The organism is Mycobacterium sp., from assembly GCF_050700595.1.
Taxonomy (GTDB): domain Bacteria; phylum Actinomycetota; class Actinomycetes; order Mycobacteriales; family Mycobacteriaceae; genus Mycobacterium.
The window spans coordinates 1-15,146 of the sequence record NZ_JBOHHI010000199.1; the positions used below are offsets into that span (position 1 = coordinate 1).

17 protein-coding genes are annotated in these 15,146 nt (G+C 66.1%); 2 read left to right on the forward strand and 15 right to left on the reverse strand.

All coding sequences use genetic code 11. From position 1 onward, the window contains the following. The 7 genes from ACRDTL_RS18545 to nthB all read right to left on the reverse strand — a co-directional run. The coding region (locus tag ACRDTL_RS18545; protein WP_431508159.1) for an NAD(P)(+) transhydrogenase (Re/Si-specific) subunit beta at window positions 1–1,300 on the reverse strand (1,300 nt) is incomplete at its 3' end. Continuing rightward, the gene (locus tag ACRDTL_RS18550) at window positions 1,297–1,623 is read right to left on the reverse strand and encodes an NAD(P) transhydrogenase subunit alpha (protein ID WP_431508160.1); all 327 of its coding nucleotides are present in this window, start codon (window positions 1,621–1,623) and stop codon (window positions 1,297–1,299) included. The genes ACRDTL_RS18545 and ACRDTL_RS18550, both read right to left, overlap by 4 nt. After that, window positions 1,624–2,718, reverse strand: coding sequence for a Re/Si-specific NAD(P)(+) transhydrogenase subunit alpha (locus tag ACRDTL_RS18555; protein ID WP_431508161.1), 1,095 nt, complete (start codon window positions 2,716–2,718; stop codon window positions 1,624–1,626). Window positions 2,719–2,801: 83 nt separating this feature from the next. After that, on the reverse strand, window positions 2,802–3,263 hold the full coding sequence (locus ACRDTL_RS18560) for a DUF1348 family protein (RefSeq protein WP_431508162.1): 462 nt from the start codon (window positions 3,261–3,263) through the stop codon (window positions 2,802–2,804). A gap of 43 nt (window positions 3,264–3,306) precedes the next feature. Continuing rightward, window positions 3,307–3,597: a nitrile hydratase accessory protein gene (locus ACRDTL_RS18565; protein WP_431508163.1), complete on the reverse strand. Its 291-nt coding sequence runs from the start codon at window positions 3,595–3,597 to the stop codon at window positions 3,307–3,309. Next, window positions 3,594–4,190, reverse strand: coding sequence for a nitrile hydratase subunit alpha (gene nthA / locus ACRDTL_RS18570; RefSeq protein WP_431508164.1), 597 nt, complete (start codon window positions 4,188–4,190; stop codon window positions 3,594–3,596). The genes ACRDTL_RS18565 and nthA overlap by 4 nt, the downstream gene beginning before the upstream one ends. After that, on the reverse strand, window positions 4,187–4,816 hold the full coding sequence (gene nthB / locus ACRDTL_RS18575) for a nitrile hydratase subunit beta (RefSeq protein ID WP_431508165.1): 630 nt from the start codon (window positions 4,814–4,816) through the stop codon (window positions 4,187–4,189). Before nthB ends, nthA begins: the two co-directional genes overlap by 4 nt. Before the next feature lie 107 nt (window positions 4,817–4,923). On the opposite strand from nthB, the gene ACRDTL_RS18580 reads away from it, so the two are divergent. Together ACRDTL_RS18580 and ACRDTL_RS18585 are read left to right on the forward strand one after the other, a co-directional pair. Next, window positions 4,924–6,135 (forward strand): acyl-CoA dehydrogenase family protein, encoded by a 1,212-nt coding sequence (locus tag ACRDTL_RS18580; RefSeq protein WP_431508173.1) that lies wholly within the window; start codon window positions 4,924–4,926, stop codon window positions 6,133–6,135. Window positions 6,136–6,142: 7 nt separating this feature from the next. Next, a complete protein-coding gene (locus tag ACRDTL_RS18585; RefSeq protein ID WP_431508166.1) occupies window positions 6,143–6,958 on the forward strand; it encodes a tyrosine-protein phosphatase in 816 nt (271 codons plus the stop codon). Between the two features lie 18 nt (window positions 6,959–6,976). Here ACRDTL_RS18585 and ACRDTL_RS18590 read toward each other — a convergent pair whose 3' ends face one another. The 8 genes from ACRDTL_RS18590 to ACRDTL_RS18625 all read right to left on the reverse strand — a co-directional run bounded on the left by ACRDTL_RS18590 (window position 6,977) and on the right by ACRDTL_RS18625 (window position 14,966). After that, window positions 6,977–7,837 (reverse strand): SDR family oxidoreductase, encoded by an 861-nt coding sequence (locus ACRDTL_RS18590; protein ID WP_431508167.1) that lies wholly within the window; start codon window positions 7,835–7,837, stop codon window positions 6,977–6,979. A 40-nt stretch (window positions 7,838–7,877) separates the two neighbouring features. Further along, a complete protein-coding gene (locus tag ACRDTL_RS18595; protein ID WP_431508168.1) occupies window positions 7,878–9,296 on the reverse strand; it encodes an aldehyde dehydrogenase family protein in 1,419 nt (472 codons plus the stop codon). Between the two features lie 66 nt (window positions 9,297–9,362). Then, entirely contained in the window at window positions 9,363–10,226 is an 864-nt protein-coding gene (locus ACRDTL_RS18600) for an SAM-dependent methyltransferase (protein ID WP_431508174.1), read from the reverse strand. Between the two features lie 65 nt (window positions 10,227–10,291). Continuing rightward, window positions 10,292–11,224, reverse strand: a complete 933-nt coding sequence (locus tag ACRDTL_RS18605) for a class I SAM-dependent methyltransferase (RefSeq protein ID WP_431508175.1) — start codon at window positions 11,222–11,224, stop codon at window positions 10,292–10,294. A 5-nt stretch (window positions 11,225–11,229) separates the two neighbouring features. Further along, the gene (locus ACRDTL_RS18610; RefSeq protein WP_431508169.1) at window positions 11,230–12,216 is read right to left on the reverse strand and encodes an SAM-dependent methyltransferase; all 987 of its coding nucleotides are present in this window, start codon (window positions 12,214–12,216) and stop codon (window positions 11,230–11,232) included. Window positions 12,217–12,272: 56 nt separating this feature from the next. Continuing rightward, window positions 12,273–12,908 (reverse strand): TetR/AcrR family transcriptional regulator, encoded by a 636-nt coding sequence (locus ACRDTL_RS18615; RefSeq protein WP_431508170.1) that lies wholly within the window; start codon window positions 12,906–12,908, stop codon window positions 12,273–12,275. A 49-nt stretch (window positions 12,909–12,957) separates the two neighbouring features. Next, complete coding sequence (locus tag ACRDTL_RS18620; RefSeq protein ID WP_431508171.1) at window positions 12,958–13,944, reverse strand: pirin family protein; 987 nt, start codon at window positions 13,942–13,944, stop codon at window positions 12,958–12,960. A 110-nt stretch (window positions 13,945–14,054) separates the two neighbouring features. Beyond that, on the reverse strand, window positions 14,055–14,966 hold the full coding sequence (locus tag ACRDTL_RS18625) for a DNA-3-methyladenine glycosylase family protein (protein WP_431508172.1): 912 nt from the start codon (window positions 14,964–14,966) through the stop codon (window positions 14,055–14,057). Window positions 14,967–15,146: the final 180 nt, after the last annotated feature.

Here is a 15,146-nt window from a genome sequence, read left to right on the forward strand (position 1 = left end):
GCTTCAGCACGATCACCGACTTCGACTTGTCCACGTTGAGGATCGGCATGCCGTAGATCGGGCTGGACGCCTCGTTACGGGCCGCCGGATTGGTGACGTCGTTGGCCCCGATGACCAGCGCCACGTCGGTGCGGGCGAACTCGCCGTTGATGTCGTCCATGTCCTTCATCGCGTCGTAGTCGACTTCGGCCTCGGCCAATAGCACGTTCATGTGGCCGGGCATCCGGCCGGCGACCGGGTGGATCGCGTATTTCACCGCTACCCCGCGGTTCTCCAGCAACGTCGCCATGTCCTTGACGGCATGCTGGGCCTGCGCTACGGCCAGGCCGTAGCCCGGCACCACGATCACCTGGTTGGCGTAGGCCATCTGAATGGCGGCATCGGATGCCGAGGTGGACTTGACGTGTTTGTCGCCGCCGTCGCCGCCAGCCGGGGCGACGCCGCCGCCACCGAAGCCACCTGCGACGATCGCCGGGATGGAGCGGTTCATCGCCTTGGCCATCAGGTTGGTCAGGATCGAACCCGACGCGCCCACGATCATGCCGCCGACGATCATCGCGGTGTTGTTCAGCGCCAGACCGGCTGCGGCCGCCGACAGACCGGTCATCGCGTTCAGCATCGAGATGACGACAGGCATGTCGGCACCGCCGATGGGCAGCACCACCATCAGGCCAAGCACACCGGCGGCGGCCAGCAGGCCGATCCTCCACCACAGCGACACCCCGCCGCTGCCCGGATGCGCGTCCAGACCGATGACCACCGCAGCGGCAACAGACCCGGCCAACAGCAGCAGGTTGACCAGTTGCTGCAGCTTGCCGAGCCCGATCGGCCGGCCGGAGATGATCTCCTGCAGCTTCCCGAACGCGATGATCGACCCCCAGAACGAGATCGAGCCGATGATCGCCGCGAACAGCGACGCAACCACGACGTGCACCGTCGGCGTCTCACCATATTTGAAATCCGAAAAGCCGGTCGTCTCAATGAACTCCGACAACGCGATCAACGCGACCGTGCCGCCGCCGACGCCGTTGAAGAACGCCACCAACTGCGGCATCGCGGTCATCTTGGTCAGCCGCGCCGGTGGAACCCCGAGCACGACACCGAGCACCAGCCCGGCGATGATCAGCGGCCAGTGCTCGGTGTGCCGGATCAAGATCAGCGTGGCCGCCACCGCGATGACCATGCCGACGGCGGCGATCAAGTTGCCGCGCACCGCGGTCTTGGGCCCGGTCAGGCCCATAAGCCCGTAGATGAACAACGCGACTGAAACGAGGTAGAGGATGATGACGAGATAATTCATTTCACAACCGGCTCCTCAGGCTTGACCGGCGTCGGCTTTTTGCCCTTGAACATGCCCAACATCCGGTCGGTGACGATGAACCCGCCGATGACGTTCAGGGTCCCGAACACCAGCGCGACGAACAGGATGATCTGCTGCGCGAGCGTCGGATGCTCGATCCGTCCCAGCACCAGTAGCGCGCCGAGCACCACGATGCCGTGAATAGCGTTGGTGCCCGACATCAGCGGGGTGTGCAGCGTGTTGGGCACTTTCGAGATCACGGCCAAGCCGACGAATCCGGACAGCACCAGGATCGCCAGGTTGGCCAGGAGTTCGTCGTACATCTAGCTGTCCTCTCCGGTGCGTGTCACACACGCCGCCGCGACAACCTCGTCATCGAAGTCGGGGGCCAGCTTGCCGTCGGTGACCAACAACTCCAGCAGCGCGGTGATGTTCTTGCTGTAGAGCTCGCTGGCGTGCTCGGGCATGGTTGCCGGCAGATTCAGCGGTGCGGCGATGGTGACGCCGTGTTTGACGACGATGCGCCCGGGTTCGGTCAGCTCACAGTTCCCCCCGGTCTCCCCGGCCAGGTCCACCACCACACTGCCGGGCTTCATCCCTTGCACCGCCTCGGCCGTCACCAGCCGCGGCGCCGGCTTACCCGGAACCAGGGCGGTGGTGATCACCACGTCGAACCCGGTGATCGCCTCCTCGAGCGCTTTCTGCTGCTGCGCGCGTTCGTCTTCGGTGAGCTCACGGGCGTAGCCGCCCTCACCGGACGCGTCGATACCGATATCGAGCCACTGCGCGCCCACCGACCGAACCTGATCGGCCACCTCGGGACGCACGTCGTAGCCGGAGGTGCGGGCCGCCAACCGCTTGGCCGTCGCCAGCGCCTGCAGCCCGGCCACCCCCACCCCGAGCACCAACACGGTGGCCGGCTTCACCGTGCCCGCCGCCGTGGTCAGCATCGGGAAGAACCGGGTCGACTCCGAGGCCGCGAGCAGCACGGCCTTGTAGCCCGCCACGTTGGCTTGCGACGACAGCGCGTCCATCACCTGCGCCCGGGAGATCCGCGGGATCGCTTCCAGCGCGAACGCCTGGACGCCGGCCTGCCTCAGCGCCTCGATCTGGTTATCCGCGTTGCGCGGCGCGAGGAAGCCGATCAGGGTCTGCCCCGTGCGCAGCCGGCCGACCTCGTCGGCGGTCGGCGGCGCGACCTTGACGACGACATCGGCCGCCCACGCGTCCCCGATGGTGGCGCCGGCTTCCGTGTACAGCTCATCCGCCAGCAGCGCCCGCTCTCCGGCGCCGGATTCGACGACGACGGCCACACCGCTTTTCACCAGCGGCGCGACCGCCTTCGGCACCAGAGCGACGCGCCGCTCGTCGGCGCCGGACTCGGCGACCACACCGACCGTCGTCTGCGAATCTGTCATCGACTTCCTTAGTACTTTCCCTACCCCATCGGATCGGCCCTCACCCTAACCGTTGGAGCGGTTCGGGTGCCCGGCGCACCGCGCTACCACAACGGGATCTCCTGGCCGTGCTCTTCAGCCGGGCGGGGCCCGAAGTAACGCCGCTCGGATTCGGAGATCGCGACGTCGTTGATGCTGGCTTCCCGGCGCGCCATCAGCCCGGTGTCGCTGAATTCCCACAGCTCGTTGCCGTAGCTGCGATACCACTGGCCGGTCTCGTCGTGCGACTCGTACTGGAACCGCACCGCGATCCGGTTGTCCCGGAAACCCCACACGCTCTTGCGCAGGCAATAGTCGAGTTCCCGCTGCCACTTGCGGGTCAAGAACGCGATGATTTCGCTGCGGCCGACGATGTGAAGGTCGCGGTTACGCCAATGTGAGTCGATCGTGTAGGCGCCCGCGACGGTCTGCGGGTCGCGGGTGTTCCAGGCGTCCTCGGCGGACTGAACCTTCTGCATCGCGGTTTCGAGCGTGAACGGGGGCAGCGGTGGGCGAGTCTCGGTCATGACTCCATCTTGAATCACCGGCAACCCGACTACGACACCGCCGTTAGAGCGGAGCCCGTTCGGTTGGGGTGGCCGCGTCCAGGGCTCCGCGCGTTGCGAGATCAAGTTCGATCACCATCGACTCCAGCGCTTTGGCCCAGCTGTCGTAATAAGGGCGCTGCGGGTCCTCGGCGATCTTGGCTATCAGCCGACGGCGGAAGACGTCCCACGGCACGTCGAGCTTTTCGACCAGCGCCAACGCGATCGCCAGTGCGCGCGCCTGCCATGGGGCGTCGAAGACAAGTTCGCCGTTGTCGCGGGGAAGCGAGTCGTCGTCGGGTAGCGCACCTGTCACAGTCGCTGCACGCCGATCATCGAGTCGCGCGTGATGATTCCGGCGAGCTGTTCCTCCGACATGTCGTCGGTTCCCTCCGGACGCATCGGCATCACCAGGTAGCGCGCCTCTGCGCTGGAGTCCCAGACCCGGATCTCGACGGCATCGGGAATGACGGTCCCCATTTCGGCGAGCAGCTCGCGCGGTGCACGGACGGCACGTGAGCGGTAAGCCGGTGACTTGTACCACTTCGGCGGCAACCCGAGAGTGGGCCACGGATAGCACGAGCACAACGTGCACACCACGAGATTCTGGACCTCCGGAGTGTTCTCGACGACGACCATGTGATCGCCTTCCGGCCCCACAAAGCCCATTTCGTTGATCGCAGCGGTGCCGTTCGCGAGCAGGCGCTCCTTGAACGCCGAGTCCGTCCACGCTCGGGCGATCACCTTTGCGCCGTTCAGTGGACCCAGGTTGTCCTCGAAATGCCGGACGATTTCATCGACTGCGTCGACGTCAAGGATCCCCTTTTCGACGAGCACCGATTCGATCGCGGCGACACGCGCCTCGATCGGTGCCAATTCCGCCGGGTGATGGTGCCGCTCAGCCGTCATTCCGGCTCCTGTAGATACCGCTCGAACAGGTCGACATGCACAACTTCACCGTCGGCGCCACCGTCGCCCCAAAGCTCTCGGGACGTGAAGCCCACCGAGTAGACCGGGTCGGTCACAAACCCGCCGCCGTGTGCCTCGATGTCGGCAACGTTCGCGGCGCCGTCGCTCCGTGTGATCGTCCCGCGCTTGCCCTGCACGTAGCGCGGCGCACGCGTGTGACCGGATGGATGCCATTCGCGTACCCGAACTTGGTCGCCGACCGAGTACCGCGGCTCGGTGCGTGAGGTGAGGTCATCAGGCAGCAAGCCCCGGTCGGGATGTGACAGCGGAAACTGTCCGTCGGCGCGGCGCTCGAGTTCTTCGACGGTGGTCACGCCCGCCTCGACGGCGAGCGTCGTTACGCCCGTCAGCCAGTGCTCGTAATACGACGACGAAAGGTAGTGAGCGGGCTCCATGCGCTCGATCGAGTGCCGAAACATACCGCCGTTGACGCCCAACGAACCGATAGAACCAACCATCAGGCGAAACGTCCGACGCTCCCAATCTGCAGCGAAGACCGGCTCGACATCCTGGTGTTCGACTGGCCCAAATCCGTCAAGGCCGCCGAGATCATGCACGCCGTCCACACCGACATCTTATGGCGGCCACCTTCTTCTCCTCGGCCCTTCCGCCGGGCGACACCACCCGCTTGCGCGATATCGGACTGGCATATCGTGACGGCATGGACTTCGCGATGTCGGCCAAGGCGACCGACTACCACAAGCGGCTGTCCGACTTCATGACCGAGCACGTCTTCGGAGCCGAGGCCGAATACGACCGCTATCGCCACGAAGCCGGCCCGAACGACTACACGGTGCCGCCGATCATCGAGGAGCTGAAGACCAAGGCCAAAGAGCGGGGGCTGTGGAACCTGTTCCTGCCGGCCGAGTCCGGCCTGTCCAACCTGGAGTACGCGCCGCTGGCAGAGCAGACCGGATGGAGCATGGAGATCGCGCCCGAAGCGCTCAACTGCGCCGCACCGGACACCGGCAACATGGAGATCCTGCACATGTTCGGCACCGAGGAGCAGCGCCGCCAATGGCTGCAGCCGTTGCTCGACGGCCAGATCCGCAGCGCGTTCTCGATGACCGAACCCGCGGTGGCCAGCAGCGACGCCCGCAACATCGAAACCACGATCACCCGTGACGGCGGCGACTACGTGATCAACGGTCGCAAGTGGTGGACGTCGGGTGCCGCCGACCCGCGCTGCCAGGTCCTCATCGTGATGGGCCGCACCAATCCCGACGCGGCCAGCCACCAGCAGCAGTCGATGATCCTGGTGCCGACCGACACCCCGGGGGTGACGATCGTGCGCTCCACACCGGTGTTCGGGTGGCAGGACCAGCACGGGCATTGCGAGGTGATCTACGACAACGTGCGGGTGCCGGCGACCAACCTGCTCGGCGACGAGGGCACCGGCTTCGCGATCGCACAGGCCCGGCTGGGGCCGGGCCGTATCCATCACTGCATGCGCGCATTGGGTGCGGCCGAACGTGCGTTGGCGCTGATGGTGGAGCGGGCCCGCACTCGGGTGGCGTTCGGCCGGCCGCTGGCCGAGCAGGGCGTGGTGCAGCAATCAATCGCGAAGTCGCGCAATGAGATCGATCAGTCCAGACTGTTGTGCGAGAAGGCGGCGTGGACCATCGACGAGCACGGCAACAAGGCCGCTCACTTGTTGGTTTCGCAGATCAAGGCGGTAGCCCCGCAGGTGGCCTGCGACGTCCTCGACCGCGCCATCCAGGTGCATGGTGCCGCCGGCGTCAGCGACGACACACCATTGGCGCGGCTCTACGCCTGGCACCGCGCGATGCGGATCTTTGACGGACCTGACGAGGTGCACCTGCGCACCATCGCACGTGCCGAGATCGGCGGGGAGAAAAGCGCTTTCGCTGCGGCGGTCAACTGAAATGGTCATGAGCGTGCGGGATCTGCAGGGGGCCTGGAATTTTCGCGATGTTGCAGATAGTACCGGCGTGCTACGGTCAGGACGGCTATTCCGTTCGGGTGAGCTGAGCCGACTCGACGTCGGCGGCCGTGACGAGCTGCGCCGGTTGGGCATCACCGACGTCGCGGACTTGCGCTCGCCGCGCGAGGTCCAGCGTCGTGGCCCGGGCCGGATACCCGATGGCATCGACGTCCACCTGCTGCCCATCCCCGACCTCGCCACCGAAACAACCGACTCCGACGGCGAAGCCCCCCATGAGCACGCGTTCCGGCAACTGATGGCCGAAAAGCCCGGCGACGAATCGGTCAACGAGGCCTCCACCCGCTACATGATCGATGAATACCGCCGATTTCCCACCTACAACGGTGCGCAGCGTGCGCTGCACCGGGTCGTCACGCTGCTGGGCGCGGGCCGTGCCGTGCTCACGCACTGCTTTGCCGGCAAGGATCGCACGGGCTTCCTGGTCGCGCTGGTGCTGGACAGCATCGGTGTCGACCGGGATGCCGTCGTCGCGGATTTCCTGTGCAGCAACGAGGCCGCCCCGCAGCTGCGGGCCCAGATCCTGGAGATGATCCAACAGCGGTCGGACACCGAACTGACCCCCGAGGTGATGACGTTCACCGAGGCGCGGCTGTCCGACGAAGTCCTCGGTGTCCGCGAGGAATACCTGGAAGCGGCACGGCGGACCATCGACGAAAAGTACGGTTCGCTCACCGGCTACCTGCGCAGCGCGGCCATCACCGAGGCCGACGTCAATCGACTGCGCAGCGCGCTTATCGGCTGAGTTCCGATGAACGTCAGCTCATAGCGAGAACTTGGCCTGCTGCGCCCCGGACAGGTCGGTGATCGTCGACCACTGCGCGGCCACGTCGTCGACCGACGGCGGATCTTTGAACGTGACACCTTCGTTCTGGAATAGCGCCGTCCGCTGTACCTTGCCACCGCCGACGATGAAGATCGATCCGGTGTCGGTGGACTCCTCGGTGCACAGGTAAGCCACCACCGGCGCGACGAACTCGGGCGTGAGTTTTTCAAAGACCTCGGGGGGCAGGATGTCCTGGGTCATCCGGGTCGCGGCGATCGGCGCGAGCGCATTGGCATGGATGTTGTACTTGGCGCCCTCAAGTGCCAGCGTGTTGATCAACCCAACCAGCCCGAGCTTGGCCGCCCCGTAGTTGGCCTGACCGAAGTTGCCGAACAGCCCGCTGGTGGAGGTCGCGACCACGACGCGGCCAAAACTCTGCTCGCGGAAATGCGGCCAGGCGGCGCGCACGATGTTGTACCCGCCGTAGAGGTGCACCTTGAGCACGGCGTCCCAGTTCTCGAACGGCATCTTGTGGAAGGTGCCGTCCCGCAGAATCCCGGCGTTGCTCACCACGCCGTGGACGGCCCCGAACTCGTCGAGCGCCGTCTTGATGATGTTCGCGGCTCCATCCTCGCTGGCGACGCTGTCGTAGTTGGCGACCGCGCGCCCACCGCCATCTTTGATCTCGGCGACCACCTCGTCGGCCATCGCCGAACCTGCACCGGTGCCGTCGCGGGCTCCGCCGAGGTCGTTGACGACGACACTGGCACCCTCGCGGGCAACGGTCAGGGCGTATTCCCGCCCTAATCCCCCACCGGCTCCGGTGACGACGATTACGCGATCCTGCACTCCAGGCATGAACTTCCTTTCTCCGTCGGGGGGTTCGGACGCGGCTGGATCACAACAGCCGGCGCGCCAACTTCCACGCCTTTTCTGTATACGGCGGGTAAATCATCGCCGACACGTCGGGTCGGGTCGGCTTGGTCAACACCGACTTGCGGTGGCTGAACTCCTCGAAACCAAAGCGGCCGTGGTAGGCGCCCATCCCCGACATGCCAACCCCGCCGAACGGCAGCTTGGCGGTGGTCACCTGGAAGGCGAGGTGATTGACCAGCATCCCGCCCGCCGGCACCTCCTTGATCACGCGTTCCCGAACGGCGCGGGTCTTGGTGAACAGATACGCCGACAACGGCTTCGGGCGAGCGTTGACGAATTGTATTGCTTCGTCAAGAGATTGGACGGAGATCACCGGCAGGATCGGGCCGAAGATCTCGCTTTTCATCAGCGCGTCGTCGGGATCAGGGTCGACAACCACCGTCGGCTGCATGCGAAGGCTCGCGGCGTCGGACTCCCCGCCCAGCGCGATGGTCCCCTTCGTGTTGGCCAGATAACCGGTCAGCCGGTCGAATTGGCGCTGATTGACGATGCGCATTCCACTTGGCTCATCGGATCCGAACTTGGTAATGGCTTCGCCGATCTTGCCGACAAGTTCGTCGCGGATCTTGGCGTCGGCCAGCACGTAATCCGGTGCCACGCAGGTCTGGCCGGCGTTCATCAGTTTGACCCAGGCGATCCGCTTGGCGGCAACGTCGACGTCGGCGTCGGCGGCGACGATCACCGGACTCTTGCCGCCAAGCTCAAGCGTGACCGGAGTCAGGTGCGGCGCCGCGGCTTCGTAGACCTTGCGGCCGATCTCGGTACCACCGGTGAACAGCACCCGGTCGAAGCCCTGCGCGAGCAACTCCTGGCTCACCGCAGCGTCGCCTTCGACCACGGCGATTGCATCGGTATCCAGATACTGTGGCACCAACTCCGCCATCAATCGAGCCGATGCCGACGCGACCTCAGACGGCTTGAGTACCACCGTGTTTCCCGCGGCGATCGCCCCTACCGCCGGGCCGAGCGTCAGATAGAACGGGTAGTTCCACGCACCGATGACCAGGACGGTGCCGTACGGCTCGTATTCGATCCAGCCGCGGCCGGGCAACTGCGCAAGCTCAAGCCGGCGGTGCTTACGACGCATCCATTTCTTGACATGTTTGGCGGCGTAGCGCGCCTCGGCGGCGGTGGTCGCGGTATCGGCCATCCACGCCTCGAACGGCTTGCGGCAGAGATCTTCTTTGAGTGCATCGGCGATCTTGGCTTCGTTTTCGGCCATCATTTTCTCGAGCGCGCGGAGTTGGGTTTGCCGCCACTGAACTGGTCGGGTCTTTCCGGTGGCGAAGGTCTTCCGAAGTCGTGAGACCGTCGACGGAATATCCGGTCCAGTCGATGCGCCGGCGGCGGATGCAGTGTTTGGTGCGGTTTCGGTGGTCATGAGGTCCCCTTCCTGACCGGCGGAAACCCTATCCTAATCAACCAGTCGGTGGGGCAACAGGTGCGGTCAGGCTGGCCGCTCGGCGGAGACGAAAATAGCCCGGAACGTCGCCTCGATATCGGGGTCCTGGGGCGGCTGACGACCGAGCCGGGCCAGGTAGTCCGGCCCGGCCACCGACTCGACGCGCCAGCCGTGGGCGTTGAACCAGCCCGCCGGGTCGCAGCGCTCGTCGTCGGTGTACCACAGGTCACCGGGGTCGAAGACGCTATCGTCGCCGAGCCGGCGCCGCAGCTCGTCGGTCTTGGCGCGGCGCCTCTGGTAAGCCTCCCGAGTCGCGTCGTCGAAGGTGAATTCCTCGATGCACACCCGGCTGCCCTGCGCGCTGAGCACGTCGATGTCGGCGAACAGCCGCTCCTCGGCCTCTCCCGGCAGGAACATCAACAGGCCTTCGGCCAACCAAGCGGTGGGCTGTGAAGGATCGAACCCGTTGTCGCGCAGTACTTTCGGCCAGTCGAGCCGTAGGTCAGCCGGCACCTGGCGAAGGTCGGCGGACGGACGGGCGCCATGGGCAACCAGCGTCGCGTCCTTGTAGTCCAGCACCTTCGGCTGGTCGACCTCGTACACGGTGGTCCCGGCCGGCCAGTTCAGCCGGTAGGCCCGTGAATCCAATCCGGCGGCCAGGATGACGTGCTGACGGATGCCGGCTGCTGCCGCCGCGGTGAAGTACCGGTCGAAGAAGTGGGTACGCGCGGCCTGGTAGTCGATCATGTGTCGGTGAATGGCTTCTCGTTCGGGGTCGGCCGAGTATGTCGTCGACATCTTGGCGACCAACGCGGCGAGTTCCGGGCCGTCGATGAGGATCTGTGCGAACTCGTCGCGGATCAGCGGCTGTTCGCTGGCGGTCTCGGCCGCCCGCGCGGCGGCCACCATGACAGCGGTCGCGCCGACACTGGTCGCGATGTCCCAAGTGTCGTTCTCGCTGCGATCCGCAGCAGTCACGCGGTCTTCTCAGCTGTGACAAATTGGGCGAACGCGTCCTTGTCGTCGGCCATCGGTACGCCGTCCACCCAGCGGTCCAGCCGGCGCATTTCGTCCCCCGAGTTCTGCGCGGCGGCCCGCCAGCCGTGGTCGTCGAGCCAGTCGGCGACGTCCGCGCGATGCTCGTCGTGGTAGATCAAGTCCTGCACGTCGACGGTCTGCTCGAAGCCAAGTTGGTCGGCCACCCGCTGGAACCGCTCGCGCATCTCTTGGCGCCGCTCGTCGGCGTGGCTGGCCGCGGTTTCCGCCGCGATGCGGCTGCCCCGCGCGCTCAATTCGGTGATCTGCGCAAACAACCGGTCCTGGGCGTCGGCGGGCAAGTACATCAACAGCCCTTCGGCCAGCCAGGCCGTCGGCGCCACCGGGTCGAAGCCCGCACCGCGCAGCGCGGCCGGCCAGTCCTGCCGCAGGTCGATCGGCACCTCCCGGCGTTGCGCGGACGGCGCCACCCCGTGCTCTGCCAGCGTTGCGGATTTGTAGGCCAGCACTTTGGGCTGGTCGATCTCATACACCGAGGTGCCGGCCGGCCAGTCCAGTCGGTAGGCCCGGGAATCCAGCCCGGACGCCAGGATCACCACCTGCCGGATTCCAACCTTCACCGCGGCGGCGAAATGGGCGTCGAAAAAGTGCGTCCGCACGGCCTGATAGCTGCGCATGTGCTGGAAGATCGCCGCAGTCTCCGGGTCGAAAGACTCCACCTTGGCGACCATCGCATCGTCGAGCATGGTCTCCCACACCCCGGTGCCGGCGTTGCTGACCAGGATCTTCGCGTAGGGGTCGCGGATCAGCGGGTCGGGGTTATCGGTTTCGATGGCGCGCGCGGCGGCCACCATCACCGCAGTGGTGCCGACACTGGTGGCGATGTCCCAGGTGTCGTCGTGAGTGCGCAGTGTGCTCATTGTGTTTCCGCTTTCTGTGAATGCGTCGAACCATCAGTTGGCGGCATGAGACGTGCCCGCACCAGGGTGGTGCGAACTGCCTCGTCGAGGAGGTCCTGCGGTATGGGCCGGCCCAATCGGGCCATTTCGTCAGCGTTGTCCACGGCGCGCGCCTGCCAGCCATGCCCGGTCAGCCACTGCACGGCATCGGCGCGATCAGCGTCGCCGTATGTGAGCGTCTCGACGTCGATGTCCAGGCCCAGCCGTTGCTTGCGTGCCAACCGTGCCCGCCGGACCGCTTGGCGCCGGGCGCTGTTGGCCGGGTTGACACTGAATGCCTCGACGGCGATCTGACTGCCGGCCGCGCTCAGGTCGGCGACCATCTCGAAGAGCCGGTTCTGCGCGTCGGCCGGCAGGTACGGCAGCAGGCCCTCGGCCAGCCACGCGGCCGGTTGACTGCGGTCGAAGCCTGCGGCAGTCAGCGCGGCCGGCCAATCGTCGCGCAGGTCCACCGCGACGGCGTGCCGCGTCGCCGCGGGAGCCACGCCGGCCGATTCCAGCGTGGTCGTCTTGTATCGCAGCACCTCGGGCTGGTCGATCTCATAGACCGTCGTAGCCGCCGGCCAATCCAGCCGATACGCTCGCGAATCCAGGCCGGCGGCAAGGATTACCGCCTGACGGATACCGGCCTTGGCTGCGTCAGTGAAGTAGTCGTCGAAGAAATAGGTCCGTACGGCCTGGTAGTCGCAGGCCACTCGGTGGGCTCGCCGGCCTTGCTCGTCGTCGCCGATCCACTCCAGACCGGGGCTCGCGAGCCGCGCCCATGCCGGCCCGGCGGCCGAAACCAACACGTGGGCGAACTCGTCGCGAATCAGCGGATCGACGGAGCCGGTCTCGACCGCGCGGGCGGCGGCCACCATCACAGCTGTGGAGCCGACGCTGGTGACGACGTCCCAGCTGTCCCCTGCGGTTCGCGCCGAACGCACCTCATCCAGCTCAGTCATATCGGGCACCATGCTACCGAATAAGTTAGGCAAGCTATGTGCCGCTGTGCGCTATCTCACTGTCGCAGCTGCCAAAGCGTGCCGGCCAATAGCCGCCCCACCTGGTTGACGATTGTCGCCATCTCATGCGCGCTCTCGACAAAACCGGCGTAGAAGCCCACCCCACACAACATCGCCAGCAGCAACTCGGTCAGAGACCCGGCATCGGTATCGGTGGTGAGCTCGCCGCGCCTGATCGCGTCGGCGGTGACCCACATCAGGAATGCGCGGGTATTGCGCACGGACTCGTTCTCGCCGTCGTGAAGGTCAGGATGCCGTTGCGACTCCAGCATCGAGGTAAGCAAAAACCGTGCTGCCGACCGGTTTTCAGAATCGGCCTCGATCGCGGCAGCAACGAACGCCGACATCCGACCGACAAACGTCGTCTCGCGCTGTGCGCGAGCGACACTGGCCTTGACGACGAGCTCGGTGGTCTGGTCCATGACTTCCCGATACAGCACTGCCTTATTGGCAAAATAGTGATTGATCGCGGGTCGGGTGAGGTCGGCGCGCAGCGCGATCTCCTGGAAGGTGGCGGCGTCGTAGCCTCGTTCGCTGAATACCTCACGAGCCGCGAGCACGATGCGCTTACGGGTATCAGCGGCCTTCGCTGCGGGGGGACGACCGGGCCCCCGGCTCGCGGGATGCGGCACGGCTCAATTCTGCCACAGATCGCGCTGTCGACTTCCCGGTCGAACGACGTCAGCCGAGTTTGCGGCCTCCGACACTGTGCGGCATCAATGCGTGGGGCGGGACGGTGCCGAACTTGCCCGCACTGAAGTCCTCGAGCGCCTGGATCAACTCGCTCTTGGTGTTCATCACGAACGGACCGTAGTGGAACACCGGCTCTCGAATCGGTCGACCACCGAGGATCAAGACCTCGAGCAGCGGCCGATGCGAATCCTGCGATGGCGCGGCGGCAATCGTGATCCGATCACCGGGCCCGAGAACCGTCAGCTGACCCTGGTGAACCGGGTGCAGTACCGGACCGACAGATCCACGACCTGCCAACACGTAGATCACGGCGTTGAAGTCTCGGTTCCATGGGATATTCAACCGTGCACCGGGCTGGATCGTAGTGTGCACCAACGTGATCGGCGTATGAGTAACGCCCGGGCCACGGTGGCCGTCGACGTCGCCCGCAATGATGCGAATCAGCGCTCCGCCATCCTCGGAGGCCAGCAGCTCGACATCGTCGCCCTGGATGGCCTGATACCGCGGCGAAATGAATTTGTCGTTTTTCGGCAGGTTCACCCATAGTTGGACACCGTGGAAGACGCCGCCGCTCTCGACTAGTTCGGCGGGCGGAGTCTCGATGTGCAGAATGCCGGAACCGGCCGTCATCCATTGCGTGGCGCCATCGGTGATCAGACCGCCGCCGCCATGGGAGTCCTGATGCGCCAACCCGCCGTCGATCATGTAGGTGACCGTTTCGAATCCGCGGTGCGGATGCCAGTCGGTGCCTCTGGGCTCGCCCGGCAGATACTCCACCTCGCCGATCTGGTCCATATGCACGAACGGGTCCAGCGCGGCGGTGCTGACTCCGGCGAACGCCCGAACGACGGGAAACCCCTCGCCTTCGTAGCCGCGTGGGCCGGTGGTGATCGATCGGACCGGCCGCTCGGTGTCGGTGGGGTCCGCCGCGCTCACCCGCGGCAGGGTCAATGTATCGGCGGTTACAGCGGGCACTTGCTACCTCCTTGCGCGTTACCCGCTGTAACCGGACCGCAGTCCGATTATTCCCGGATAGACGTCTTGCGGGCAGCGCGCGCAGCCTCCCGTTCGGTGGGCGAGCGCAATCAGAGGGAGCCGATGTCCTGCACCGGCAGGCGCGGGCCGTGGCGCGGCTCGTAGGCCAATCCGCTGGCCTCCAGCAGTCGGACGACCCGGTGGCGATGCGGGCGCATCGGTTCGAGAAGCTCAACCATGGCGTCGTCCAGAATCGGCCGCCCCAGCAAGGTCCAGCCGATCATCTTGGAGACGTGATAGTCGCCAACCGAGAGGGCATCGGGGTCGCCGAATGCACGTTGCGCGGTCTCGGCCGCGGTCCACACCCCGACTCCCGGCAGTGAAGTCAGCGCTTGCCGCGCTTGCGGCGCCGGACGCGACACCAGCCGTTCCAGCGATCCAGCGCGCCGTGCGCAGCCGACGACGGTACGGGCGCGACCGGGGTCCACGTTGGCGCGGTGAAACTCCCACGACGGGATGTGTCGCCACATTTCGGCCGACGGCGGCACTCGCATCCGCACCGGTGCCGGCCCGGGTGGCGGTGTGCCGAATTTGGTGACCAGCACCCGCCAGGACCGGAATGCGTCGGCGCCGGGTACCCGCTGCTCGAGGACCGCGGGAATGAGGGCTTCGAGCACCTGCCCGGTGCGGCCCAGCCGTAGGTGCGGAACTCGCCGGTGTGCGGCGGCGACCGTCGGGTCCTGCGGCACGAAGTCCGATGCGTCGTCGTCGGCGCCGAGGAGCGCCGGCAGCATCTCAAGAAACTCTGCAGCACCGCTGCCCCAGGCTCGGCACTCGACCGCGCTCGGCGCCGCGTGGCGAATCCGTGCGGTGACCGGGCCGGTGGCTAACAGGCTGGTGCGCCATATCGCGCCGTCGCCGGAAACCTGAAAGCACGGATCACCGGGACCTCGGCGCAGCGGCGCCAGCGTGATCCCGGGGCTCGCCACACCCGGAAACGTGACGGTGCGTGCGTTGTTCACGGTTCGACGATCATAGGTTCAGCTGGCCATGATTGACCGCCAACTGTGTTCCGCGACAGGATGGCGATGTGACGACCGCGCCGTTCGACGATGCAGTGGGGGTACCCCCAGCCGCGCAGCGGCGAGGGGGACGAAGCGATGAGGAGGAGCGGCGCAAATGACGACGCCGTTCGACGACCC